This is a genomic window from Stenotrophomonas sp. YJH_SMC_65 (assembly GCF_059369475.1).
This window is the reverse complement of the sequence record NZ_JCAFSR010000003.1, coordinates 222,323-246,205: the sequence shown is the minus strand read 5'-3', so window position 1 is coordinate 246,205 and position 23,883 is coordinate 222,323. Positions and strand designations below refer to the sequence as shown.

Below are 23,883 nucleotides of genomic sequence, written 5' to 3'. Positions count from 1 at the left end.
TGCTGGCCCCCACCACCCCGCCCCCGACAGTTTCCCGCGATGTGCGGTGGATCCACGCCATGCGTGGAGGCTCTGCGGTAGTGCCGGCCGCTGGCCGGCAACCAGGGAACATCAGAAATCAGGCATTGGAGAGCGCAGCGACCGGCTTCTGCTTTTGATTTTGATTTTTTGTTCTGTCTTTCGTGGCTGGCTGCGCAGGAACCTGTCAGAGGCCGGGTGGGTGGGGTCAGGCGGGGTGTCCGCGGCATGGATGCCGCGGCCAAGCCCCCAGGGACGGGTTCACGGCGTCCCCGCCTGACCCCACCCACCCGGCCAAACCCATGAATTCGCGCCCGACCAGCCACGAGGGGGCTCCGCCGATGGCCGCCGACCGCGCGCAGCGCCGCTCTCCGCCCGAATCCCGGAACCATGCGCTTGCTCACGGATTGACCACGCGATTGATGACAACGTTGTCCCCACCTGGCGCCGGACTCTCTCCCCGGCCCCCCAGGTACCCCGTCCGCCCCCTCCGTCGCCTTCCCGGGCGACGCCCGGACCTGCGTCACGCGCGGCGCCATCGGGGCCCGCGCGCCCTTTGATCGGAGACTTACCCATGTACGACCCGATTGTGCGCAGTGCCGAACGTTCGACCCGAAGCTGTCGTCCCCGCCACCTGGCCTGGCTGCTTGCCCTGGCCGCCGGTACCGCCGCCCTGCCCGGCCTGGCACAGGCTGCCAGCTGTGCCGGCGTGGCCCAGTGGGACCAGGCCAGGATCTACCGGGCCGGCGATACCCTGCAGAAAGGAGGCGTCCTCTATCGGGCGAACCAGGACATCTGGAACGCGCCGCCGGACCATCCGGCCGGTGCGCCCTACTACACCAACCTTGGTGCCTGCGATGGCAGCGGCAGCAACCAGCCGCCGGTGGTCAGCCTGACCTCGCCGGCCAACGGCGCCACCTTCAGCGCCGGCAGCACGGTCAACGTGACCGCTACCGCCAGTGACCCGGACGGCAGCGTCGCCAAGGTCGAGTTCTTCCGCGACGGCAGCTCGCTGGGCGTGGCCACCGGTGCGCCGTATGCGGCCAGCTGGGCCAATGCCAGCGCCGGCAGCCACACCCTGCGTGCGGTCGCGACCGACAACAACAACGCCACCACCAGCACCCCGACCATCACCATCACCGTCAACGCCGCCGGTGGCGACACCACCGCACCGAGCGTGCCGGGCGGGCTGGCGGTCGGCACCCGTACCGCCAGCAGCATCGCGCTCAGCTGGAGCCCGTCCACCGACAACACCGGTGGCAGTGGCCTGGCTGGCTATGACGTGTACCGCAACGGCAGCCTGGTCGGTTCGCCGTCCAGCGCCAGCTATGTGGATGGCGGGCTGACCGCATCGACCACCTACCGTTACCGCGTGCGGGCGCGCGACAACGCCGGCAACGCGTCGGCGCAGGGCACCGAAATCAGCGCCACCACGCTGGCCGGTGACGGCGGCACCACCGGCAAGCGGGTCATCGGTTACTTCACCCAGTGGGGCATCTACGGCCGCAACTACCGGGTCAAGAACATCGACAGCAGCGGCTCGGCCGCACGCCTGACCCACATCAACTACGCGTTCGGCAACGTGCGCAACAACCGATGCGAAGTCGGCATCACCCAGCCGTCGGATCCGAACAGCGGTGCCGGTGGCGATGCCTTCGCCGACTACACCAAGGCCTTCAGTGCCGCCGAGAGCGTCAGCGGCAGTGCCGATACCTGGGACCAGCCGCTGCGCGGCAACTGGAACCAGCTCAAGCAGCTCAAGGCCAAATACCCGGGCATGAAGGTGCTGATCTCGCTGGGTGGCTGGACCTGGTCGCGCGGCTTCTCCAGCGCAGCGCGCCCGGAAAACCGCCAGGCCTTCGTCGCCTCGTGCATCGACGCCTACATCAAGGGCAACCTGCCGGTGACCGACGGTGCCGGCGGTGCCGGTGCCGCGCTGGGCGTGTTCGACGGCATCGACATCGACTGGGAATACCCGGTGGCCTGTGGCATCGAATGCGGCAAGCCGGAAGACAACGCCAACTTCACCGCGCTGATGGCCGAGTTCCGCCGCCAACTCGATGCGGTGCGGCCGGGCCTGTTGCTGACGGTGGCGGTGGGTGCCGGCATCGACAAGATCCGTGTCACCGATCCGGCCGCATACCACCCGTACCTGGACTACATCAACGTGATGACCTACGACTTCCACGGCGCGTGGGATGCGAAGACCAATCACCAGTCGGCGCTGTTCGATTCGCCGAATGATCCGTCCACCGGCGACCAGAAGCTGTACAACAGCAACGACGCCATCGAGGCCTTCATCAGCCGTGGCGTGCCCGCCGCCAAGCTCAACCTGGGCATTGGCTACTACGGGCGTGGCTGGACGGGTGTGGCCAACGCCAACAACGGCCTGTACCAGATCGCGACCGGCGCCGCCCCGGGTACGTATGAAGCCGGCATCGAGGACTGGAAGGTGCTGAAGAACCTGGCGTGGCCGGGCTACACCGACAACACCGCCGGTGCCACCTGGATCTACAACGGCAGCACGCTGTGGAGCTTCGACACCCCGGCCAACATCACCCGCAAGATGGGGTACGTGAAGACCCAGGGCCTGGGCGGCGCGTTCGTCTGGGAGTTCAGCGGTGACGATGCGCAGGGCACGCTGACCAAGGCGGTCAGTGATGGCCTGAAGTAAGCAAAAGGCCGGGGACGCGACACGCATCCCCGGCTTCCTGCCTGTAGAGCCGAGCCCATGCTCGGCTGCTGTTTCCACGGCCGAGCATGGGCTCGGCTCTACAGGAAAAGACCAGCGGCGATCAGCGCTTGGCCGACAGCTTCTCCAGCGCGGCACGCAGCTGCGCCGGCGGCAGGTAGCCGCCCAGCTGGGTGCCATCCGGCGCGAAGATCGCCGGCGTTCCATTCACGCCCAGCTGCTGGCCCAGCGCGTACTGCATCGCCACCGGGTTGGTGCAGTTCCTGGCCGGCACGCTGCCACCGCGCTTGGCGTTGGTCAGGGCCTGGCGACGATCCGCTGCACACCAGACCGAGATCATGTCGGTGTAGTCCTTGCTGCCCAGGCCCATGCGCGGAAACGCCAGGTACTCGACGGTGATGCCGTTGCGGTTGAGTTCGGCGATGTCCTGGTGCAGCTTGCGGCAGTAACCACACTCGATGTCGGTGAACACGCTGATGGTGTACTTGGCGTTCGGCGCGGCAAACACGATGCGATCGCCGTGGTTGGCCTTGGCCAGCAGGCCGCGGCGGTAACCAAGCAGGCCCTCGCTGTTGGCCGGACCCTTGGCGCGGGTGTCGTAAGGCTGCGACTGGAACAGGTAGCGGCCGTCATCGGACACGTACAGCAGCTGGCCGGAAACGACGACCTCGCGGAAGCCTGGGAACGGCGCGGCACCGATGTAATCGACCTGGAAACCCGGATTGAGCGCGGTCAACGCGGCACGTACCGCCTGGTCGGCCGGCGCGTTGGCGGCCGGGCTGGCCTTTGCCGCAGCGGCAGCAGGCGCCTTGGCGGCCGGCGGAGCCGGCTGGGCGCAGGCGGTCAGGCTGAGCGCACCGAACACGGCGGCGATGGCAAATCGGAGCATGGAGCGATCCGCAACAGAAGAAGACTCCGGATTCTGACACAGCCGCCGGTACCGGGCCGCGCCGCCCGGCACGGCCCCGGGCAGCGATTCAGCCCGGCGCTCAGCCGCGCGGATGGTGGCGGGCGTGCAGCTTCTGCAGATGCTCGCGCGCTACCAGGGTGTAGATCTGGGTGGTCGACAAGGAACTGTGGCCGAGCAGCATCTGCAGCGCGCGCAGGTCGGCACCGCGGTTGAGCAGATGGGTGGCGAAGCTGTGGCGCAGGCCATGCGGGCTGATCCGCGCCGGGTCGATGCCGGCCACCTGCGCGTGGCGCTTGACCAGGTGCCAGAACGCCTGCCGGGTCAGCGCATGCAACGTCGGCTCGATGAACAACGGGGTCTGACCATCCGCCAGGGCATGCACCTTGCCCTTGCCCACCAGCAGCGGGCGCGACTGCTGCAGGTAACGATCCAGCCAGTGCTGCGATTCCTCGCCCAGCGGCACCAGCCGCTCCTTGCTGCCCTTGCCGGTGACCCGCAACACGCCCTGGCGCAGGTTGACCGCCGTGGCCGGCAGCAGCACCAGCTCGCTCACGCGCAGGCCGGCGGCATACATCAGTTCCAGCATGGCGCGGTCGCGCAGGCCCAGCGGGCTGTCGATGTCCGGTGCCGCCAGCAGCGCATCGATCTGGCTCTCGGCCAGCGCCTTGGGCAACAGCCGCGGCAGCTTCGGGGGGTCGAGCAGCGCACTGGGGTCTTCGCTGCGTTCGCCACGGCGCACGCCATCGGCGAAGAACGCCCGCAGCGCCGACAGCAGGCGCGCGTTGCTGCGCGGCGACCAGCCGTGGCGGGTGCGCCAGGCCAGGTAGTCGAACAGCCCGGGACGTTCGATGCCGGCCAGGCCACCGTCGCGTCCATCCATCCAGCGCGCCAGCCCTTCCAGGTCGCGCCGGTAGCTGTCCAGGGTGGCGCGGGCCAGGCCGTTCTCGGCCCAGATCGCATCGAGGAAGCGCTGGATGCGCACACTGTCGTCGGCGCGCAGCTCGGGCAGTTGCTGGACCAGCTGGCGGCGTTCGGCGGGGGTGGAAACAAGGGCCATGCATGCAGGATACGAGGGCCACTGCGGGCACGGCCAGCTTTGCGTATGCTCGGCGCATGTCCCGCCCTGCCACCGACACGGCCCCTGCGGCCGCTACCGAAACGCTCCGTCCGCGCGCGCTGCTGCCCTGGCGCATGCTGGCGATGGTCTACGACGCGCTGCCGGTGCTGGCGCTGTGGATGCTGGCCGGCACGCTGTTCACCCTCGCCTACACCTTCAGCGGCCACGCGCAGCGCGAGAACATCGCACCGTTCAGCGCTTGGCAGTGGCTGCTGTGGGCGGTGTGCTGGGCGATCACGGGGTGGTATGCCACGGCCAGCTGGCGCCGTGGCGGACAGACGCTGGGCATGCGGCCGTGGCGGCTGAAACTGCAGTCGCGCGATGGCACGTCGTTGCGGCGCGGCCAGCTGTGGCTGCGCTTCGCGGTGGGGACGCTGTCGCTGCTGCTGGGCGGCCTGGGATTCTGGTGGGCCTGGGTCGACCGCCAACGCCTGACCTGGCACGACCGCGCCAGCGGCACCCGCCTGGTGCGCATGCCCAAGCGGTGATGCACGATCTGTAGAGCCGAGCCCATGCTCGGCTGGCAGGCGGTGCGCAAAAAGCAGCCGAGCATGGGCTCGGCTCTACAGAATCCAGCACGCTGGGCCGGGATGCTGGTGGTCGTGGCACGGATGCCGAAGCGGTGGATTGCCCCGGTAGCGCCGGGCATGGCCCCGCGCTACCAGAATCAGCCCGACTTGCGCCGGAACAACAGTCCGGACACGGCCAGCATGACGATCGGCGGCAGCGCATAGGCAATGCGGTAATCGAACTTCAGCGCACCGGCCATGCGGCCGAAGAACAGCTGCAGCAGCCAGAAGCTCAGTGCAAACAGGATGCCCAGGAACAGGCGCTTGCCCATGCCGCCGCTACGCAGCGACCCGAACGCGAACGGCACCGCGGCCAGGCACAGCGCCAGCACGTTCACCGGGTAGAACCAGCGGCTCCAGTACACATCCTCGAAATCGCGCGCATCCAGCCCGTTGCGCTGGCGGTAGGCAATGCTGGTGCTCAGCTCGGCCACGCTGAGGTTTCGCGGCTTGGCGATGCCGGTGGCCAGCGCCGCCGGATCCAGCTTCGAGTTCCACGGCTCACGCGCCACTTCCTGGCGAGTGGCCGAGCGCTCGCCGAAGGTGTCGCGACGCACCCCGGTCAGCACCCAACCGTCCTTGTCGTGCTCGGCGGTGGCGGCATGGGTCAACGAGGCGATATTGCCGTCTTCGGCGATCCGGTACAGCCGCACGTCACGCAGGATCAGCCGCGTGCCCTTGTCGCCCACCAGCTGTTCCTCGCCGCTCTGGGCGTTGAGGAAGGTGTCGCCTTCGCGTGCCCATAGGCCGGAGTAGCGGGTGGTGGAGATGTCCCGCCCCCACTTGGCACTGGCCTTCAATGCATCGGCACGGTCCTGCCCCCACGGGCCCAGCGTCTCGGCGCTGAGCACCATCACTGCGGTCAGCAGCGACAGCGCGATCGCCACCGACACGCTCAGGCGCTTGCGCGACAGGCCCAGCGCACGCAGTGCGGTCAGCTCCGAGGTCGCGGCCAGCTGGCCCAGACCCATCAGCGCGCCGATCACCGCGGCGGTCGGGAACATCGTGTAGGCGCGGCGCGGCACCGTGTACAGCACCCAGGCGGCGGCATGGCCCAGGGTGTAGCCGTTCTTGCCGATGTCCTTGAACTCGCCGGAGAACGCCATCACCACGTCCAGGCCGACCAGCACCGCCCAGGTCAGCAGCACCGTGGTGAACACCGACTGGCCCAGGTACAGATCGAAACGCATCGGGCGCAGCCTCATGCGCGGGCTCCCTTCGAGCGGCCCAGGCGGCCATCACGTGCATACATCCAGATCGCCAGCGCCAGCAGCGGCACGGTCAACCACCACAGGCCGAGCGCGGCCGGAATCTTGCCGTTGGCGATCCAGCCACTGCCGATGAACATCAGGTTGGTGCCCACCATGTAGGCCATCAGGGCCAGCATCATGCGGCCGTAGCGCTGCTGGCGCGGCGAGCTGCGGCCCAGCGGCACGGTCAGCAGGGCGAAGGCCAGCGCGATCAGCGGCGGTGCCAGGCGGCGGTGCAGCTGCGCCTGCGCCTGGGGGCGCTCATCGCCGATCAGCTGCAGGGTCGGCATCAGTTCCGGGTCGTCCTCGGTGCGGGTCTGTGCACCGTCGGGCAGGGCCACGTCGTTGCGGGCAAAGGTCGCCAGCCGGTAATCCAGCGCGCCGGCCACCGGGCCTTCCACCTGGTGGCCATCATCCAGCTCCAGGAAGCGCTGGCGGGTGCCCTCGAAGAACATGCGGCCACCATTGGCGGACACCACTTCCAGGCGGTCATCCTTCTGGCGCTGCAGGAACACCTTACCCAGCTGGGTGCCATCGGGCGAGATCGAGGACAGGTACACCACGCCGCCATTGGGCAGCGGGGTGAAGCGGCCCGGCTCCAGGCCGGCCATCAGCACGCTGCGGTTGGCCTCGATGATCATCTGCTCGGCCATCCGGCCGGCCCACGGGCCCAGCCACAGCGAGCAGGCGCCGACCAGCAGCACCACCGGCACCACCAGCATCAGCAGTGGCCGCAGCAGCCGCTTGGGCCCCACGCCAATGGCGGTGATGACCGCCATCTCCGAGTCGCGGTAGAGCCGGGCCACGGCCAGCAGCAGGCCCAGCATCAGCGCCAGCGGCAGGATCAGCGGCAGGTAGGCGATGAACTGCAAGCCCAGCTGGGAGAACAGCAGCTTGGCCGGCAGGCGTCCGTCGGCGATGTTGCCGAGGATGTCCACCAGCACGCCGCCCACGCTGACCACCAGCAGGACGATCAGGGTAGCCAGGAAACTCTGGACGAAATCGCCCAGCAGGTATCGGTCGAGCTTCAGCATGGGGCGGTGGTTTAAACTCTGGGGTTCGTTCGCGGTGCCGCCCAGTCTACTGTCTGGGCGTAAACGGCCTGCGATTGTACGGACTCGCCAATGGAATCTGCTCAATGGCCCTCGAATTCACCCTGAACCACGTTGCTCCGGCCGCCGCCACCGTTGATTGCCTGGTGGTCGGCGCGTATGCCGACCATACCCTGACCCCGGCCGCGCAGGCCCTGGACGCCGCCAGCGGTGGCCGCCTGGCCGCCCTGGCCCAGCGCGGCGACCTGTCCGGCAAGACCGGCGCGACCACCCTGCTGCACGACCTGCCGGGCGTGACCGCGCCGCGCGTGCTGGTGGTCGGCCTCGGCGACGCCGCCCGCTTCGGCGTGCCGCAGTACCTGAAGGCCGTGGGCGACGCGGTGCGCGCGCTGAAGGCCGGCGCCGCCCGCAGCGCGCTGTTCACCCTGTCCGAAGTGGCCATCAAGGACCGCGACGCGGCCTGGGCGATCCGCCAGGCAGTGATCGCCGCCGATCACGCCGCCTACCGCTACACCGCCACCCTGGGCAAGAAGAAGGCCGACGATGCCGGCCTGGCGCAGCTGGCCGTGGCCGGTGACGACGCCCAGGCCCTGGCCCAGGGCCAGGCCATCGCCGCCGGTGTCGAGTTCGCCCGCGAACTGGGCAACCTGCCGCCGAACTACTGCACCCCGGCCCATCTGGCCGAGGTCGGCGTGAAGTTCGCCGGCGAGCACGACGGTGCCGAAGCCGAGATCCTCGACGAGCACCAGATGGAAGCGCTGGGCATGGGCTCGCTGCTGGCCGTGGCCCGCGGTTCGGCCAACCGCCCGCGCCTGGTCGTGCTGAAGTGGAACAATGGCGGCGACGCCAAGCCCTACGTGCTGGTCGGCAAGGGCATCACCTTCGATACCGGTGGCGTCAACCTGAAGACCCAGGGCGGCATCGAAGAGATGAAGTACGACATGTGCGGCGGCGCCAACGTCATCGGCACCTTCGTCGCGGCGGTCAAGGCCAAGCTGCCGCTGAACCTGGTGGTGGTGGTGCCGGCGGTGGAAAACGCCATCGACGGCAACGCCTACCGTCCTTCCGACGTGATCACCTCGATGTCGGGCAAGACCATCGAAGTCGGCAACACCGACGCCGAAGGCCGCCTGATCCTGTGCGACGCGCTGACCTACGCACAGCGCTTCGAGCCGGCCGCGCTGGTCGACGTCGCCACCCTGACCGGTGCCTGCATGGTCGCCCTGGGCCACCAGACCGCCGGCCTGATGAGCAAGCACGACGACCTGGCCAACGAGCTGCTGGCCGCCGGCGAGCACGTGTTCGACCGCGCCTGGCGCCTGCCGCTGTGGGACGAGTACCAGCCGATGCTGGATTCGACCTTCGCCGACGTCTACAACATCGGCGGCCGCTGGGCCGGCGCGATCACCGCCGGCTGCTTCCTGTCGCGCTTCACCGAAGGCCAGCGCTGGGCCCACCTGGACATCGCCGGCGTCGCCAGCGATGAAGGCAAGCGTGGCATGGCCACCGGCCGCCCGGTCGGCCTGCTGAGCCAGTGGCTGCTGGACCAGGTCGCCCGCGCCTGATGCCGTACCCGACCCTGGCCGGCAGACGCCGGCCGGGGCCTCGCCCGGCACTGCCGGGCCCTTGCCTGACCCGGACCCTGCCATGCCCCGCGCCGACTTCTACCTGATCGCCAAGCCCCGCTTCCTGACCGAGCCGTTGCGCCTGGTCTGCGAACTGGCGCGCAAGGCCAACGACGCCGGGCTGTTCACCCTGGTGCTGGCCCGTGACCAGGCCCAGGCCGAGGAACTGGACGAGCTGCTGTGGGCGTTCGACAACGATGCCTACATCCCGCACCAGATTGCCGGCGAAGACATGGACGAGGAAGAGGCCCTGGTGCTGATCGCCGTACCCGGCACCGACGCGCCGGCACGCCCGCTGGTGATCAACCTGCGCGATGAGCCCTGGCTGGGCCAGTGCGAGCGTGTGCTGGAAGTGGTCCCGGCCGATCCGGAAGCGCGCGAACCGCTGCGCGAGCGCTGGCGCCAGTACAAGGCCGCCGGTTACGACCTCAACAAGCACGACATGTGAGCCCGGCGAGGACCCCTTGATGCGCCTGCTGATCGCCCTGATTCTTCCCTGGCTGTCCTTCTTCACCATCGGCCGGCCGCTGGCCGGGATCGTCTGCCTGATCCTGCAGATCACCCTGATCGGCTGGCTGCCCGCCGCCATCTGGGCCGCCTACGCGGTCAGCCAGTACCACACCGACCAGAAGATCCGCCGCGCCCTCGGGTCGCGCTGATCTCCCTTCCGCCTTGATTACCGGTTCCCCCGCATGACCCAACTCGCCTCCAGCTACGACCCGACGTCCTTCGAGACCGACCTCTACGAGGCCTGGGAGAAGGCCGGCCACTTCAAGCCGTCCGGCACGGGCGAGCCGTACACCATCCTGCTGCCACCGCCGAACGTGACCGGCACCCTGCACATGGGCCATGCCTTCCAGCAGACCCTGATGGATGCGCTGGTGCGCTACCACCGCATGCGCGGCTACGACACGCTGTGGCAGGTCGGTACCGACCATGCCGGCATCGCCACCGAAATGGTGGTCAGCCGCAACCTGGCGCTGGAAGGCAAGGGCGAGACCCGCGATTCGCTGGGCCGCGAAGGCTTCATCGGCAAGGTCTGGGAGTGGAAGCAGCAGTCCGGCGACACCATCGAACGCCAGATGCGCCGCCTCGGCACCTCCGCCGACTGGTCGCGCAGCACTTTCACCATGGACCCGCAGCCATCGGCGGCGGTCAACGAGGCCTTCGTGCGCTGGTACGAGCAGGGCCTGATCTACCGCGGCCAGCGCCTGGTCAACTGGGACCCGGTGCTGAAGACCGCCATTTCCGACCTGGAAGTGGAGAGCGCCGAGGAGGACGGCTTCCTGTGGTCGATCGCCTACACGCTGGATGACGGCCTGAGCTACGAACACGTCGAGCGCGATGCCGACGGCGTGGAAACCCTGCGCGAAACCCGCGACTACCTGGTCGTTGCCACCACCCGCCCGGAAACCCTGCTGGGCGATACCGCGGTGATGGTGCACCCGGAAGACGAGCGTTACGCGCACCTGATCGGCAGGAACGTAGTGCTGCCGCTGACCGGGCGCCGCGTGCCGGTGATCGCCGACGACTACGTGGACCGCGCGTTCGGCACCGGCGTGGTCAAGGTCACCCCTGCACATGATTTCAACGACTATGAAGTGGGCGTGCGCCACAGCCTGCCGATGATCAACCTGTTCACCCCGGTGGCGGCGCTGAACGAGAACGCGCCGGAACGCTTCCGGGGCCTGGACCGCTATGAAGCACGCAAGGCCGTGCTGGCCGAGCTGGAAGACCTGGGCATCCTGGTCGAGACCAAGGCGCACAAGCTGCAGGTGCCGCGTGGCGACCGAACCGGCCAGGTGATCGAGCCGTACCTGACCGACCAGTGGTTCGTGAAGATGGACGACCTGGCCAAGCGTGGCCTGGAACTGGTCGAGGACGGAAGCATTGCCTTCGTGCCGCCGAACTGGATCAACACCTACCGCCACTGGATGAACAACATCCAGGACTGGTGCATCAGCCGCCAGCTGTGGTGGGGCCACCGCATCCCGGCGTGGTTCGATGCCGCCACCGGCAGCTGCTACGTCGGTCGCAGCGAAGAGGAAGTGCGGGCCAAGCACAACCTGGGCAGCGAGGTGGTGCTGAACCAGGAAAGCGACGTGCTGGAGACCTGGTTCTCCTCGCAGCTGTGGCCGTTCTCCACCCTGGGCTGGCCGAACGAACAGGCCATGGCCGAGCGCGGCTTCGATCGTTACCTGCCGTCGTCGGTGCTGATCACCGGCTTCGACATCATCTTCTTCTGGGTGGCGCGCATGATCATGGCCACCGACAACCTGGTCGGGAAGATCCCGTTCAAGGACGTGTACTTCACCGGCCTGATCCGCGACGGCCAGGGCCAGAAGATGTCCAAGAGCAAGGGCAACGTGCTCGACCCGCTGGACATCATCGACGGCATCACCATCGACGACCTGGTCGCCAAGCGCACCGGCGGCCTGATGCAGCCGAAGATGGTGGAGAAGATCGAGAAGGCCACCCGCAAGGAATTCCCGGACGGCATTGCTGCCCACGGTGCCGATGCGCTGCGCTTCACCATCGCCGCGCTGGCCACCCACGGCCGCGACATCAAGTTCGACATGAACCGCGCCGAGGGCTACAAGAACTTCTGCAACAAGCTGTGGAACGCCAGCCGCTTCGCGCTGATGAACACCGAAGGTGCGGCGTTCACCGGCGTGCCGACCCCGCGCACCGATGCCGAGCGCTGGATCCTTTCGCGCCTGGCCGCCACCACCGCCGAAGCGCAGGGCCATTTCGCCGCGTACCGCTTCGACCTGCTGGCGCAGTGCCTGTACGAGTTCGCCTGGAACGCGTTCTGCGACTGGTTCCTGGAGCTGAGCAAGCCGGCACTGAACGGTGCCGACGCGGCTGATGCCGAAAGCACCCGCCACACCCTGCTGTACGTGCTGGAAGCGCTGCTGCGCCTGCTGCACCCGCTCACCCCGTTCATCACCGAACAGCTGTGGCAGCAGCTGGCCCCGCGCCTGGGCCTGGCCGAAACCACGCTGTCGCTGCGCCCGTACCCGACCGCCGCCGAATTCGCCGGTGATTTCGCCCAGGCCGAGGCCGACGTGGAATGGCTGAAGGCGGTGATCAGTGCGGTGCGTCGCGTGCGCAGCGAATTGAACGTCGCGCCGTCCAGGCAGGTGCCGCTGCGCCTGCAGGCCGGCCTGGAGCAGGACCGCGTACGCATCGAACGCTTCAGCGCCTCGCTGTCGTTCCTGCTGAAGCTGGACAGCATCCAGTGGCTGGCCGAGGGCGAAAGCGCACCGCCGGCGGCCGCCGCGATCGTGGGTGAGCTGAAGCTGCTGGTGCCGCTGGAAGGCCTGGTCGATCTCGATGCCGAGCGCGCGCGCCTGGACAAGGAGATCAAGCGCGTGGAAGGCGAGCAGGAAAAGAGCGAAACCAAGCTGGCCAGGTTCACCGACAAGGTGCCACCGGCGGTGGTCGACCAGGAGCGCGTGCGCCTGGTCGACTGGAACACCCAGCTGGCCGGCCTGCGCGAGCAGCGCGCGAAGCTGTAACGCCGCTCTGGTGCGTGCCAACCAAGGTTGGCACCTACCACGGCAGGGGAGGATTGGCACCTGCCACGGCGGGAGAGGTTGGCACCCACCGAAGCGGAATCGGAAACGCCGGGCGATGCCCGGCGTTTCCATTTGCCCCGCATGGCATCATCGGCGGATGCCGCTTTCCATCTTCCTGCTCGTCCTCGCTGCCGCGGCGCTGCATGCCAGCTGGAATGCGATCGTCAAGCGCGGCCCGGACAAGTTCCTCGGTACCGTGCTGGTGACCGGCAGTGCCGCGTTGCTGTCGGCCGCCGCCCTGCCCTTCCTGCCCTTCCCGGCCGCGCACAGCTGGCCCTGGCTGGCTGCGTCGGTGCTGCTGCAGGTGACCTACTACGGGCTGGTCGCGCGTTGTTACCAGCAGGTCGACATGAGCCTGGCCTACCCGCTGATGCGTGGCAGCGCGCCGATCCTGGTCGCACTGGCCGGCACCCTGCTCGGTGAGCCATTGCCCGCCGCAGCGTGGCTGGGCGTGGTGCTGGTGAGCACCGGCATCCTGTGCATGGCACTGGGGGCGCGCGGCGGCCAACTGCGCCTGCCGCTGCTGACCGCAGCGATGATCGCCACCTACACGCTGGTCGATGCGCAGGGTGCGCGCCAGTCCGGCAGCGCGCTCAGCTACACGTTGTGGTTGTTCCTGCTGTCGGGCATCCCGCTGCCGCTGTGGGCGTTGTATACGCGCGGCGGCGCGGTACTGGACTATGCGCGGCAGCATTGGCCGCTGGGACTGGCCGGTGGCGTCGGCACCACCGCCTCCTATGCGATGGCGTTGTGGGCCATGACCCAGGCGCCGGTGGCAATGATCTCGGCACTGCGCGAATCCTCGATCCTGTTCGCGCTGCTGATCTCGGTGTTCCTGCTGCGCGAGCGGGTGCCGCGCACGCGCTGGCTGGCAGCGTCGCTCATCGTGGGCGGCGTGCTGGCGTTGCGGCTGGCGTGAGCGACGCATCGGTAGTGCCGGCCGCTGGCCGGCAACCCGTCTGCGTTACAGCGGCGGCATTTCCTGCAGATCGCCGTCGACCAGCTCGATCGCCATCACGACCGCATCCTCGCGGCCCTGTGCAGCCGGGTAGTAGCGCGGGCGGCGGCCGATCTCGTTGAATCCTTCGCTGTGATACAGCGCCAGCGCCGGCGTATTGGACGGACGCACTTCCAGGAAGACGCGCTGTGCGCCACGGTCGGCGGCCAGCTGCACCAGCGCGCGCAGCAGCTGGCGACCCAGCCCGCGCGACTGTGCCAGCGGATCGATGCAGATGTTCAGCACGTGCGCTTCATCGGCGGCGATGCTGAGCACGCCATAGCCGACCAGCAGGCCATCGCGCTCCATCGCCAGGCCGGGATAGCCGGCACGCAGGCAGTCGATGAAGATGCCGCGGGTCCAGGGAAAAGGATAGCCGCGCAGTTCGATCGCCATTACCGCATTGAGGTCGCTCTCGCGCAGCGCACGCAGGCTGACCGGGCCGGGCCGGGTGACCGCGCTCATGGCGTGCCCCGCTTGCGCAGGGCACGCAGCTGCGGCCACAGCGCACGCTTGGCGGCCGGGTCGTGGCGCAGCTGGTCCAGCGGCCAGCTGTCCATCAACCGCTGCGTAGCCGGGTCGTTCGGGTTGCAGCCGGACGCACGCAGCAGCGCGATCTGCAGGCGATCCGGCAGGCGGACCACCGGCTGGCGCGCGTTGCCGCTGGGCATCGGGCGCTCAGCCGCCGGCACGGTATCCGGGGCACTGACCGGCGTTTCGCGGCGCGGCGGTGCCGGGCGTTCCGGGCGGGCTGCGGGCGCCACCCCGGCATGCTGTTCGCGCGACGGCACGGGGGCCCGCACCGGTTCCGGCGGGGCGACGCTGGCCTCGGCTTCGGCCACGCTCAACTGCAGCGCGGCATCCAGCTCGGCAGCCAGCTGGCCATCGTGATAGACGGTGTAGCCCATGGCCTGCAGCCAGGCCTGCTGGGCCGGTGACCACAGCACGGGCAGGTCCTCGCTCACGCGGCCTCGGACTTCTTGCGCAGGCGCTGCACGGCCCACATCACCGGGCCGGACAAGGCGTACAGGATGCCGACCGCGAACAGCACGCGCGGCAGGTCGATGACCGCAATCGCGATCGCCACCGGCACCAGTGCCAGCACCAGGAACGGCACGCGGTCCGAACGGGTGCCCTTGGCAGCGCCACCCTTGAAGCTCCAGAAGCGGATGCGGCTGACCATCAGCAGCGCAGCGATGATCGTCACCGCCAGCGCCACGTACCGCAGCTGGTTGCCGTCCCAGCCCAGGTTGCCATCGGCGAACGCCCAGACGAAGGACATCATCAGGCCCGCTGCGGCCGGGCTGGCCAGGCCGACGAACCAGCGCTTGTCGACCACCGCTACCTGGGTATTGAAGCGGGCCAGGCGCAGCGCCGCGCAGGCCGCATACAGGAAGGCCACGGCCCAGCCGACGCGGCCGAGCAGCGGATCGTCGAACTTCAGCCACGACAGCGACCAGTGGTACATCACCAACGCCGGAGCCATGCCGAAGCTGACCAGGTCGGCCAGCGAGTCGTACTGCACGCCGAATTCGCTGCTGGTACCGGTCAGGCGCGCCACGCGCCCGTCCAGTCCATCCATCACCGCCGCCACGAACACGGCGATGCTGGCATTGACGAAATCCCCGTTGGCCGCGGCGATGATCGCGTAGAAACCGGCGAACAGGCCGGCGGTGGTGAACAGGTTGGGCAGCAGGTAAATCGTGCGCGAGCGCGGCGGCGGTGTGATCGGGTCCATGGAATCCAGTTTAATCGACTTGCCAGCGGTCGGCGCCAATGCTGCAATCGACGTTCTGCGCCCATTCCGTGGAGTCTGCCATGCGTGCCCTGTCCTGCCTTGGATGCCTGCTGCTGTTGGCCACTGCCAACGCCGTGGCCGGCCCCGTCTACAAATGGAAGGACGCCCATGGCGTAACCCAGTATTCGGAGACCCCGCCGGCGGGCAAGAAGTTCGAAACCCGCGAGCAGGCCCGCACCCCGCAGGCCGCAGCCGGCACCGAGACCCCGGCCGCGCCGGTCCCCGGGCAGTGCGGCACGGCCCGGGCCAACCTGGCCCTGCTGGACGGTGGTGGCCAGGTGATGCAGGACACCGATGGTGATGGCAAGGCCGATACCCCGTTGACTCCGGAGCAGCACACCGCGCAGAGGGGATTGGCGGAGGCCGCCATCAAGGCGTACTGCCCACCGGCCGGTTAAGGGTATCGGCAGGGCTGCGCCCTGCACCTGCAGAGGCTGCAAGCAACGGCAACGTCAAAAGCGGGCATTCCGTGGAATGGCGGGGCGGTGTCGGATTGCGGGGACGCCGTAAACCCGTCCATGGGGGCTTGGCCGCGGCATCCATGCCGCGGACACCCCGCAATCCGACACCGCCCCACCCCCGACAGATCCCCGGTGGCCAGTAGATCCACGCGATGCGTGGATCAAATCTGTCGGATCTCGAATTGAATCCGGGGTCAGAGCCGTTTTCCTGCGGAAAACGGATCTGACCCCAGGAGCCATTCCGACAGCTCGCAGGAAACTGTCGAAGGCGGGGTGGGTCCGGCGGCAGGGGTGTGAGCGGCATGGATGCCGCGACCAAGCCCCCTGGGATGGGTTCACGGCGTCCCCTGCCGCCGGACCCACCCCGCCATCTCCCAGGAAACCCGTTTTTGCTGTTGCTGTTGCTGTTGACGTTGCTTGAGGCGGGTGCAGGGCGCAGCCCTGCCGATACCCCTCCCCCCGGCCGGGCTGGCAGAATAGAGGTCTCTGCCGTTATCCGAAGCCGACGATGCGCCTCTCCCAGTTCCACCTGCACACCACCAAGGAAACCCCCAGCGACGCCGAGCTGACCAGCCATCGGCTGATGCTGCGCGCGGGCATGATCCGCAAGCTGGCATCGGGCCTGTATACCTGGTCGCCGCTGGGCCTGCGCGTGCTGCGCAAGGTCGAGCGCATCGTGCGTGAGGAAATGGACCGGGCCGGTGCCGTGGAATTCCAGATCCCGACCATCCAGCCGAAGGAACTGTGGGAGCAGACCGGCCGCTGGCAGAAGTTCGGCCCGCAGCTGCTGAAGATCAAGGACCGCAAGGACCAGGTGTTCTGCTACAGCCCGACCGCCGAAGAAGCCGCCTGCGACTTCGCGCGCAGCGAGCTGTCCAGCTACAAGCAGCTGCCGGTGAACTTCTACCAGGTGCAGACCAAGTTCCGCGACGAGATCCGCCCGCGCTTCGGCGTGATGCGCTCGCGCGAGTTCCTGATGAAGGACGCCTATTCGTTCCACCTGCACGATGAGTGCCTGGTGCGCGAATACGAGAACATGAAGTCGGCCTACAGCCGCATCTTCACCCGCCTCGGCCTGGATTTCCGCATGGTGCAGGCGGACTCCGGTGCCATCGGCGGTGATGCGTCGCAGGAATTCCACGTCATCGCCGATTCCGGCGAGGACGCGCTGGTGTTCTCCACCGGCTCGGACTACGCAGCCAACATGGAAGCGGCGATTGCCGCCGATCCGGCGCCGCGTGCGGCCGCCACCGAAACGATGCGCAAGGTGGATACCCCCACCCAGAAGACCTGCGAGGACGTCGCGGCGCTGCTCGGCATCGACCTGCAGCGCACGGTGAAGTCGGTGGCGCTGATCGCCGGCGAAGGCAAGGCACAGCAGTTCGTGCTGGCGCTGGTGCGTGGCGACCATGAGGTCAACGAGATCAAGCTGGCCAAGGTCGCCGGCCTGGACGAGCAGCGCTTCGCCAGCGAGGCGGAAATCGCCGAGCACCTGGGCAGCGTGCCGGGCTTCCTTGGCCCGGTCGCCCCGGCCAAGGCCATCCGCGTGGTCGCCGATCGCGAAGTGGCGGCGATGGCCGACTTCGTCGTCGGCGCCAACGAAGCCGGTTTCCACCTGGCCGGCGTCAACTGGGGCCGCGACCTGCCGGAACCGGAAGTGGCCGACATCCGCAACGTGCGGGCCGGCGACCGTGCCGTGGACGGCGGTGAACTGAAGATCGCACGTGGCATCGAAGTCGGCCATGTGTTCCAGCTCGGCCGCAAGTACGCCGAAGCGCTGGATGCCACCGTGCTGGACGAGAACGGCAAGGCCGCGGTGATGGCGATGGGGTGCTACGGCATCGGCATCTCGCGTGTGGTGGCTGCCGCGATCGAACAGAACCATGACGATGCCGGCATCATCTGGCCGGACGCGATGGCGCCGTGGCAGGTGGTGGTGTGTGTGATCAACCCGAAGGGCGATGCGGCCGTGGCCGACGCCGCTGCCAACCTGCTGCAGGAGCTGCGCGAGGCGGGCCTGGACGCTGCACTCGACGACCGCGGCCTGCGCCCGGGCGCGATGTTCGCCGACATGGAGCTGATCGGTATTCCGCATCGCGTGGTGGTCAGCGAACGCGGCCTGGCCGCTGGCACCTACGAGTACCGCTCGCGCCGCGCCAGCGACGCGGAGAACCTGGACAAGGCCTCCCTGCTGCAGCGTCTGCAGGGCTGATCAGGAAAAGACCGGGGCCTGCCCCGGTCTTTTTTTTGCCCGCGCCCTTCCCCGATATTGCAGCGGACATAATCCGGTCAAAATCACCGCGACGGCGTCTGCATGCCGCCACGCCATGACCCGCCTGCATTTGTGCTGTGATTAATTCATCTCTATTCTGTCCGCCGACGCCATGGACTGGCTTGTCCCGTCCACACATTAGTTTCCGGAGTAACCGTAAATGAGCATTGACCTGACCGGCCTGTCAGCACGCGAGCTGGGCGCCCTGATCCGTACCGCCAAGAAGCAGCAGACCATCGTCGCCAAGCGCCGGCCGATCACCAAGGTCCGGGCCCAGCTGACCAAGCTGGCCAAGACCGAGGGTTACACCATCGAAGAACTGTTCGGCAGCGCCCCGGCCACGCGTGCCCGCAAGGCCGCCCCGGCCGCCAAGGCCCCGTCGAAGACCGCCGGCCGCAAGCTGGGCAAGGTTGCACCGAAGTACCGCAATCCGGCCAATCCGAAGGAAACCTGGACCGGCCGTGGCAAGCAGCCGCGCTGGATGGCTGAACTGACCGCCAAGGGCAACAAGAAGCCGGAAGATTTCCTGATCAAGAAGGCCTGAGGCCGGGATCAGGTTGGAATGAAAAACGCCGGCGGACGCCGGCGTTTTTCATTCTCCGGTGTGTGGACCGGGGTCCACACCCACCGACATCATCACAGGGTCTTGCGAGCGGGCATCAGCAGGTTGCCGAACAGCAGGCCGGCGACCAGCGCCATCACCACGTTGAGCACGGTGAGGAACACGCTCTGGCCGGCGCCGACATCCTGTTGCTGGACCAGGGTCAGCACGCCGCGCAGGCTGGTGCTGCCGGGCACCATCATGATGATGCCGGGCAGGCGGATGATCGCGCCCGGACGCCCGACCAGGCGACCGAACAGATTGCCGCCCGCGGTCAGCAGCATCGCCGACAGGAAGATGCCGGCCGGCGCCCCCCAGGCATGGCCGCCGAACTTGGAGATCGCATAACCGGCCACCGAGGCGGCGATCACCCACGGGTAATCGCGCCGGTTGGCCTTGAACAGCATCGCGAACGCAAAGGCCGCGGTCAGCAGCGAACCCCACTCCACCCACGGCCCCTGCGGCCGCGCGGCGCGGATCACCGGATCCAGCCCGAGCACGTCGGCCAGGGTCACCGCGATCATCGCGCCGACGCTGAGCTTCATGATGGTGGTCAGCGCGCCGGCAAAGCGCGCGGTGCCCGACACCCAGTGCTGGCTGGCCAGCTCATTGACCGCATTGGTCAGTGACATGCCGGGCAGCAGCACCACCAGCGAGGCGATGATCACCGTATTGAGGTTGAGCGCGCCAATGAAGGACGCCACCAGGGTGGCGACCATGCCGGCCAGCAGCGCCGCCAGCGCCTCGGCCGCTTCGCGGGTGGCCGGGCGGCGGTCGGTGACCATGCCGAGCAGGCCGATCATCAGGCCGATGACACCGGCGGTGGCGATGTCGAGCCACGGCAGCTTCCACATGCCGGCCACGCCGGCCGCGCCGAGGGTGAATGACAGGATGGTGCGCAGCTTGCCGCGCCGGCCCGGATCCTTGTCCAGCTGGCGCAGCGCGGTATGGCCCTGGGCGATGCTCATCCGCCCGTTGGACACTTCTTCGGCGATATGGTCGGCGACGCTGAGCTTGTGCAGGTCGTTCTCACCGGGCGCCAGGCGGATCACGCGGGTGATGTCGCTGGAGCCGATCGCCTGCGCCGGATCGCTGAAGCTGAGGATGATACCGGTGGGATTCGACCACGGTTCACAATCCAGATCGAGCTGGCGGGCCAGTGCCACCACCGCCGTTTCCAGGCGCTGGGCCGTGGTGCCATAGCTGTGCAGGCGTCCGGCGATCTCGGAAACAAAGGCCACGCGCTGTGCGTAGGTGGCCTGGGGCGTGGGGATCGTGTGAGCGTCTGCGGACATGCGCCGTAGTATTACCTACGCTGGGGCCCACCGGAGAAATTCATCCGAGTTCGACGCGAAGCCCGATACAGAACGGTTATGCTGCGACCCGAATGGCCTACGTCACCCCGAACCTCGCCCCCCAGCTCGAACAGGATGCCCATGACCCGGGCCTGATCCACCTGTCCGGCACCTGGACCTTGAAGACCGCGCTGGCCGCGGCCGAGGTCCTGCACGGCGTTCCCGACAAGCTGACCGGCATCGATGCCACCGGCATCGAGCAGCTGGATTCGGCCGGCGTGCTGCAGGTGCTGCGCGTGGCCCACCGTGCCGATCTGCACGAAGACGCACTGCAGTTCCGCGCGGACCACCAGGCGCTGGTGTGCACCATCGAGGAAGTGGCCGACGACCGCCCCAAGCCCAAGCGCGATTTCGGCGTGCTGGCCGCGCTGGAACGGCTGGGTGTCAGCGTCCACGCCACTGGCCACAACATCAAGGCGCTGTGCAGTTTCCTCGGCGAGAACCTGGTCAAGGCGGCCCGGCTGGTCAAGGAACCCCGCCGCTTCCGGCTGACCGCCACCGTGCACCAGATGGAGCAGGTGGGGCTGGATGCGGTACCGCTGGTGGCGCTGCTGTCCTACCTGGTGGGTGCGGTGATCGCATTCCTCGGCTCGACCATACTGCGCGACTTCGGCGCCGAGATCTACGTGGTCGAGCTGGTCAACATCGCCTTCCTGCGCGAGTTCGCGGTACTGCTGACCGCGATCGTGCTGGCCGGCCGCACCGCCAGTGCGTTCACCGCGCAGATTGGTGCGATGAAGGCACGCGAGGAGATCGATGCAATGCGCACGCTGGGCCTGGACCCGGTCGACCTGCTGGTGCTGCCGCGACTGCTGGCGCTGCTGGTCACCCTGCCCTTGCTGACCTTCATCGCGATGATCGCGGGCCTGGCCGGCGGCATCACCGTCGGCGCGTTCGACCTCGACATCCCGCCGCAGATGTACATCGCGCGCATGCACGAGACGATGGAAGTGCGGCACCTGCTGGTCGGCCTGTCCAAGGCACCCGTGTTCGCGCTGGTGATCGGCCTGATCGGCTGCCTGGAAGGACTGAAGGTCGAGGGCACCGCGCAGTCGGTCGGCGAGCGCACCACCTCCAGCGTGGTGCAGACGATCTCGCTGGTGATCATCATCGACGCCTTCGCGGCGTTGTGGTTCATGCACATGGACTGGTGACATGAGCACATCCGCCCTCCCCGACTCCATCGACATGCGCGACGACCAGGGCCACGAACTGGCCATCCGCGTGCGTGGCCTGGTCAACCGCTTCGGCAGCCAGACCGTGCACGAAGACCTGGACCTGGATGTGCGCCGCGGCGAAATCCTGGGCGTGGTCGGCGGCTCCGGTACCGGCAAATCGGTGCTGATGCGCTCGATCCTGGGCCTGCGCGTGCCCGATGCCGGGCAGATCGAAGTACTCGGCCGCGACGCGCGTGCCGACGACGCCGAGAGCCGGCTGCACATCGAGCGCAACACCGGCGTGTTGTTCCAGGACGGCGCCCTGTTCTCCTCGCTGACCGTGGGCGAGAACGTGCAGGTGCCGCTGAAGGAACACCACCGCGAGCTGCCCGAGCGCTGGCACTACGAACTGGCGCTGCTGAAAGTGAAGCTGGCCGGCCTGCCCGCCGATGCGATCAACAAGCTGCCCTCACAGCTGTCCGGCGGCATGCGCAAGCGCGCCGGCCTGGCCCGGGCACTGGCGCTGGATCCGCCATTGCTGTTCCTGGACGAACCCACCGCCGGCCTCGACCCGATCGGCGCGGCCGCGTTCGACCGCCTGATCAAGACCCTGCAGGAAGCGCTGGGGCTGACCGTGTTCCTGATCACCCACGACCTGGACACGCTGTACGCGATCTGCGACCGGGTCGCGGTGATCGCCGACCGCAGGGTGGTGGCCAACGCACCCTTGCCTGACATCGAGAAACTGGATCATCCGTGGATCCAGGAATACTTCCACGGACCCCGCGCGCGCGCCGCGCGTGGCGAACAGATCGAGAGTGCCTGAGCCATGGAAACCAAAGCCAACTACGTGCTGATCGGCGCGTTCACCCTGATCACCGGCCTGGCCCTGCTGGCCTTTGGCCTGTGGGCCGCCAAATACTCCTCCGACCGTACCTGGCAGGAGTACCGCGTGGTGTTCCGCGAAGCGGTGACCGGCCTGTCGGTGGGCAGCCCGGTGCAGTACAACGGCATCGCGGTGGGCTCGATCACCGAACTGAACCTGGTGCCGGACGACCCGCGCCAGGTAGTCGCGCGCATCCGCCTGAACTCCAACACGCCGGTCAAGACCGATACCCGCGCCAAGCTGGCGATCACCAGCCTGACCGGCCCGTCGATCATCCAGCTCAGCGGCGGCACGCCGCAGTCGCCGGCGCTGACCACGGTCAACAAGGACCCGGCACCGATCATCCCGACCACGCCCTCTGCGCTGCAGAACATCACCGACGTCGCCAACCGCATCGTCGAGCGCATGGACCAGATCCTCAGCGACCGCAACGTGGCCTCGATCAACGCGACGCTGGCCAACCTGGAGACGATCAGCGGCGGCCTGGCCGACCGTGACCAGGGCACGCAGGCGCTGCTGCTCAGCGCGCGCGATGCCGCCCGCAGCCTGGACACCACGCTGAAGACCACCAACGGCACCATCGAGCGCCTGGACAGGAACCTGGTGCAGCAGCTGCCTGGCATCATCGACAAGCTCGACGCGACCCTGGCCAAGCTCGACTCGGCCGCCGGCAACGCCGATTCGATCCTTGGCGAGAACCGCGCCGCGATCAACAGCTTCGCCAACGATGGCCTCGGCCAGCTGGGCCCGACGCTGACCGAACTGCGCGGCCTGATCCGCGACCTGCGCCGGGTCAGCGACCGCCTCGAGAACAACCCCGCGCGCTACCTGCTGGGCCGCGACGCACCGAAGGAGTTCGAACCCAAATGAGCCCGACCACCCTTCCGCGCCTGCTGCTGGCCGCTTCGATGGTCACCCTGCTGGGGGGCTGCTCCATCCTCGGCAGCAGCGAGAAAACCGCGGTGACGCTGTACTCGCCGTCCGTGCAGGTCAAGGCGGACCCGGCGTGGCCGCAGGCCAGCTGGCAGCTGGTACTGGCCAAGCCCAGCGCCGCGCGCATGGTCGACAGCCCGCGCATCAATGTGCGGCCGACACCGTCGCAGCTTGAGATCTACAAGGGTGCCAGCTGGGCGCAACCGGCCACCGACATGATCGAAGACACCCTGCTGCGTGGCTTCGAGGATTCCGGCCGCATCCGCGGCGTGGCCCGCAGCACCGCCGGCATCCGCGCCGACTACAAGCTGTCCACCGATGTGCGCCGCTTCGAATCGGATTACCAGGGCCAGGCCACGCCCACCGTGGTGATCGAGGTCAACGCCAAGCTGATCCATGTCGCCGACCAGCGTGTGGTCGCTGACCGCACCTTCCGCCAGGCGCAGCCGGTCGGCAGCACCGACGTACCGGCGGTGACCGCCGCGTTCGAGCGTGGCCTGCAGCAGCTGGCGCAGGACGTGGTGGGCTGGACGCTGCAGAGCGGGCAGGCCGACCAGCCGACCGTTGCGCGCTGATCGCAGCATTCGCCGGGCATGTGGTTACGGGGTC

Annotated in this window: 22 protein-coding genes; 14 read left to right on the top strand and 8 right to left on the bottom strand. The window is 68.2% G+C overall.

All coding sequences use genetic code 11. The annotated features are described in order from the left end of the window. Nucleotides 1-592: 592 nt before the first annotated feature. A complete protein-coding gene (locus AC5P7A_RS07125; RefSeq protein WP_495219989.1) occupies nt 593-2,692 on the top strand; it encodes a glycosyl hydrolase family 18 protein in 2,100 nt (699 codons plus the stop codon). A gap of 121 nt (nt 2,693-2,813) precedes the next feature. Here AC5P7A_RS07125 and AC5P7A_RS07120 read toward each other — a convergent pair whose 3' ends face one another. Then, nucleotides 2,814-3,599 carry a thioredoxin fold domain-containing protein gene (locus tag AC5P7A_RS07120; RefSeq protein WP_014645882.1) on the bottom strand — a complete coding sequence of 262 codons (786 nt, stop codon included), beginning with the start codon at nt 3,597-3,599 and terminating at the stop codon, nt 2,814-2,816. A gap of 100 nt (nt 3,600-3,699) precedes the next feature. Further along, nucleotides 3,700-4,677, bottom strand: a complete 978-nt coding sequence (gene xerD, locus AC5P7A_RS07115) for a site-specific tyrosine recombinase XerD (RefSeq protein ID WP_495219988.1) — start codon at nt 4,675-4,677, stop codon at nt 3,700-3,702. Nucleotides 4,678-4,733: 56 nt separating this feature from the next. Between xerD and AC5P7A_RS07110 the strand changes: the two genes are divergently transcribed. Next, entirely contained in the window at nt 4,734-5,225 is a 492-nt protein-coding gene (locus tag AC5P7A_RS07110) for an RDD family protein (protein ID WP_069118014.1), read from the top strand. A gap of 179 nt (nt 5,226-5,404) precedes the next feature. Here AC5P7A_RS07110 and lptG read toward each other — a convergent pair whose 3' ends face one another. Together lptG and lptF are read right to left on the bottom strand one after the other, a co-directional pair. Further along, complete coding sequence (gene lptG, locus AC5P7A_RS07105) at nt 5,405-6,511, bottom strand: LPS export ABC transporter permease LptG (protein ID WP_495219987.1); 1,107 nt, start codon at nt 6,509-6,511, stop codon at nt 5,405-5,407. After that, nucleotides 6,508-7,590: an LPS export ABC transporter permease LptF gene (lptF, locus tag AC5P7A_RS07100; RefSeq protein WP_032962260.1), complete on the bottom strand. Its 1,083-nt coding sequence runs from the start codon at nt 7,588-7,590 to the stop codon at nt 6,508-6,510. Before lptF ends, lptG begins: the two co-directional genes overlap by 4 nt. Before the next feature lie 104 nt (nt 7,591-7,694). Between lptF and AC5P7A_RS07095 the strand changes: the two genes are divergently transcribed. The 5 genes from AC5P7A_RS07095 to AC5P7A_RS07075 all read left to right on the top strand — a co-directional run bounded on the left by AC5P7A_RS07095 (nt 7,695) and on the right by AC5P7A_RS07075 (nt 13,733). After that, complete coding sequence (locus tag AC5P7A_RS07095) at nt 7,695-9,173, top strand: leucyl aminopeptidase (protein ID WP_069118015.1); 1,479 nt, start codon at nt 7,695-7,697, stop codon at nt 9,171-9,173. 82 nt (nt 9,174-9,255) lie between these two features. After that, the gene (locus tag AC5P7A_RS07090; protein WP_014645876.1) at nt 9,256-9,681 is read left to right on the top strand and encodes a DNA polymerase III subunit chi; all 426 of its coding nucleotides are present in this window, start codon (nt 9,256-9,258) and stop codon (nt 9,679-9,681) included. A 19-nt stretch (nt 9,682-9,700) separates the two neighbouring features. After that, nucleotides 9,701-9,892 (top strand): YqaE/Pmp3 family membrane protein, encoded by a 192-nt coding sequence (locus tag AC5P7A_RS07085; protein WP_014035920.1) that lies wholly within the window; start codon nt 9,701-9,703, stop codon nt 9,890-9,892. Nucleotides 9,893-9,925: 33 nt separating this feature from the next. Next, nucleotides 9,926-12,754 (top strand): valine--tRNA ligase, encoded by a 2,829-nt coding sequence (locus AC5P7A_RS07080; RefSeq protein WP_046428421.1) that lies wholly within the window; start codon nt 9,926-9,928, stop codon nt 12,752-12,754. Nucleotides 12,755-12,911: 157 nt separating this feature from the next. Further along, entirely contained in the window at nt 12,912-13,733 is an 822-nt protein-coding gene (locus AC5P7A_RS07075; RefSeq protein ID WP_032962266.1) for an EamA family transporter, read from the top strand. Nucleotides 13,734-13,778: 45 nt separating this feature from the next. On the opposite strand, the gene rimI is transcribed toward AC5P7A_RS07075, so the two are convergent. From rimI to pssA, 3 genes are read right to left on the bottom strand one after another with little or no spacing between them, the layout of a single operon-like run. Further along, entirely contained in the window at nt 13,779-14,276 is a 498-nt protein-coding gene (rimI, locus tag AC5P7A_RS07070; RefSeq protein ID WP_014645873.1) for a ribosomal protein S18-alanine N-acetyltransferase, read from the bottom strand. After that, entirely contained in the window at nt 14,273-14,776 is a 504-nt protein-coding gene (locus AC5P7A_RS07065) for a hypothetical protein (RefSeq protein ID WP_032962270.1), read from the bottom strand. Before AC5P7A_RS07065 ends, rimI begins: the two co-directional genes overlap by 4 nt. Beyond that, entirely contained in the window at nt 14,773-15,549 is a 777-nt protein-coding gene (pssA, locus tag AC5P7A_RS07060; protein WP_069118017.1) for a CDP-diacylglycerol--serine O-phosphatidyltransferase, read from the bottom strand. Before pssA ends, AC5P7A_RS07065 begins: the two co-directional genes overlap by 4 nt. A gap of 80 nt (nt 15,550-15,629) precedes the next feature. On the opposite strand from pssA, the gene AC5P7A_RS07055 reads away from it, so the two are divergent. From AC5P7A_RS07055 to AC5P7A_RS07045, 3 genes are all read left to right on the top strand, one after another. After that, entirely contained in the window at nt 15,630-16,007 is a 378-nt protein-coding gene (locus AC5P7A_RS07055; RefSeq protein ID WP_197605785.1) for a DUF4124 domain-containing protein, read from the top strand. Nucleotides 16,008-16,578: 571 nt separating this feature from the next. Next, nucleotides 16,579-18,282, top strand: coding sequence for a proline--tRNA ligase (locus AC5P7A_RS07050; RefSeq protein WP_014645869.1), 1,704 nt, complete (start codon nt 16,579-16,581; stop codon nt 18,280-18,282). Nucleotides 18,283-18,502: 220 nt separating this feature from the next. Beyond that, nucleotides 18,503-18,886: an H-NS histone family protein gene (locus AC5P7A_RS07045; RefSeq protein WP_010480700.1), complete on the top strand. Its 384-nt coding sequence runs from the start codon at nt 18,503-18,505 to the stop codon at nt 18,884-18,886. 92 nt (nt 18,887-18,978) lie between these two features. Here the strand turns inward: AC5P7A_RS07045 and AC5P7A_RS07040 are convergent, their stop codons facing one another. Beyond that, nucleotides 18,979-20,238, bottom strand: a complete 1,260-nt coding sequence (locus tag AC5P7A_RS07040; protein ID WP_046428410.1) for a threonine/serine exporter family protein — start codon at nt 20,236-20,238, stop codon at nt 18,979-18,981. A 92-nt stretch (nt 20,239-20,330) separates the two neighbouring features. Here AC5P7A_RS07040 and AC5P7A_RS07035 point away from each other — a divergent pair, with 92 nt between their 5' ends. The 4 genes from AC5P7A_RS07035 to AC5P7A_RS07020 are packed head-to-tail and all read left to right on the top strand — an operon-like array spanning nt 20,331 to nt 23,849. Continuing rightward, nucleotides 20,331-21,452, top strand: coding sequence for an MlaE family ABC transporter permease (locus tag AC5P7A_RS07035; RefSeq protein WP_495219986.1), 1,122 nt, complete (start codon nt 20,331-20,333; stop codon nt 21,450-21,452). A 1-nt stretch (nt 21,453) separates the two neighbouring features. Then, nucleotides 21,454-22,281: an ABC transporter ATP-binding protein gene (locus tag AC5P7A_RS07030; protein WP_046428302.1), complete on the top strand. Its 828-nt coding sequence runs from the start codon at nt 21,454-21,456 to the stop codon at nt 22,279-22,281. Nucleotides 22,282-22,284: 3 nt separating this feature from the next. Continuing rightward, the gene (locus tag AC5P7A_RS07025) at nt 22,285-23,211 is read left to right on the top strand and encodes an MlaD family protein (protein ID WP_014645865.1); all 927 of its coding nucleotides are present in this window, start codon (nt 22,285-22,287) and stop codon (nt 23,209-23,211) included. Continuing rightward, nucleotides 23,208-23,849: an ABC-type transport auxiliary lipoprotein family protein gene (locus AC5P7A_RS07020; protein WP_014645864.1), complete on the top strand. Its 642-nt coding sequence runs from the start codon at nt 23,208-23,210 to the stop codon at nt 23,847-23,849. Before AC5P7A_RS07025 ends, AC5P7A_RS07020 begins: the two co-directional genes overlap by 4 nt. Nucleotides 23,850-23,883: the final 34 nt, after the last annotated feature.

Excerpts from the sequence above, each read along its gene's own strand:
- AC5P7A_RS07125 (WP_495219989.1), top strand. The coding sequence starts at position 593 with ATGTACGACCCGATTGTGCGCAGTGCCGAACGTTCGACCCGAAGCTGT.
- AC5P7A_RS07120 (WP_014645882.1), bottom strand. The coding sequence starts at position 3,599 with ATGCTCCGATTTGCCATCGCCGCCGTGTTCGGTGCGCTCAGCCTGACC.
- xerD (WP_495219988.1), bottom strand. The coding sequence starts at position 4,677 with ATGGCCCTTGTTTCCACCCCCGCCGAACGCCGCCAGCTGGTCCAGCAA.
- AC5P7A_RS07110 (WP_069118014.1), top strand. The coding sequence starts at position 4,734 with ATGTCCCGCCCTGCCACCGACACGGCCCCTGCGGCCGCTACCGAAACG.
- lptG (WP_495219987.1), bottom strand. The coding sequence starts at position 6,511 with ATGAGGCTGCGCCCGATGCGTTTCGATCTGTACCTGGGCCAGTCGGTG.
- lptF (WP_032962260.1), bottom strand. The coding sequence starts at position 7,590 with ATGCTGAAGCTCGACCGATACCTGCTGGGCGATTTCGTCCAGAGTTTC.
- AC5P7A_RS07095 (WP_069118015.1), top strand. The coding sequence starts at position 7,695 with ATGGCCCTCGAATTCACCCTGAACCACGTTGCTCCGGCCGCCGCCACC.
- AC5P7A_RS07090 (WP_014645876.1), top strand. The coding sequence starts at position 9,256 with ATGCCCCGCGCCGACTTCTACCTGATCGCCAAGCCCCGCTTCCTGACC.
- AC5P7A_RS07085 (WP_014035920.1), top strand. The coding sequence starts at position 9,701 with ATGCGCCTGCTGATCGCCCTGATTCTTCCCTGGCTGTCCTTCTTCACC.
- AC5P7A_RS07080 (WP_046428421.1), top strand. The coding sequence starts at position 9,926 with ATGACCCAACTCGCCTCCAGCTACGACCCGACGTCCTTCGAGACCGAC.
- AC5P7A_RS07075 (WP_032962266.1), top strand. The coding sequence starts at position 12,912 with ATGCCGCTTTCCATCTTCCTGCTCGTCCTCGCTGCCGCGGCGCTGCAT.
- rimI (WP_014645873.1), bottom strand. The coding sequence starts at position 14,276 with ATGAGCGCGGTCACCCGGCCCGGCCCGGTCAGCCTGCGTGCGCTGCGC.
- pssA (WP_069118017.1), bottom strand. The coding sequence starts at position 15,549 with ATGGACCCGATCACACCGCCGCCGCGCTCGCGCACGATTTACCTGCTG.
- AC5P7A_RS07055 (WP_197605785.1), top strand. The coding sequence starts at position 15,630 with ATGCGTGCCCTGTCCTGCCTTGGATGCCTGCTGCTGTTGGCCACTGCC.
- AC5P7A_RS07050 (WP_014645869.1), top strand. The coding sequence starts at position 16,579 with ATGCGCCTCTCCCAGTTCCACCTGCACACCACCAAGGAAACCCCCAGC.
- AC5P7A_RS07045 (WP_010480700.1), top strand. The coding sequence starts at position 18,503 with ATGAGCATTGACCTGACCGGCCTGTCAGCACGCGAGCTGGGCGCCCTG.
- AC5P7A_RS07040 (WP_046428410.1), bottom strand. The coding sequence starts at position 20,238 with ATGTCCGCAGACGCTCACACGATCCCCACGCCCCAGGCCACCTACGCA.
- AC5P7A_RS07035 (WP_495219986.1), top strand. The coding sequence starts at position 20,331 with ATGGCCTACGTCACCCCGAACCTCGCCCCCCAGCTCGAACAGGATGCC.
- AC5P7A_RS07030 (WP_046428302.1), top strand. The coding sequence starts at position 21,454 with ATGAGCACATCCGCCCTCCCCGACTCCATCGACATGCGCGACGACCAG.
- AC5P7A_RS07025 (WP_014645865.1), top strand. The coding sequence starts at position 22,285 with ATGGAAACCAAAGCCAACTACGTGCTGATCGGCGCGTTCACCCTGATC.
- AC5P7A_RS07020 (WP_014645864.1), top strand. The coding sequence starts at position 23,208 with ATGAGCCCGACCACCCTTCCGCGCCTGCTGCTGGCCGCTTCGATGGTC.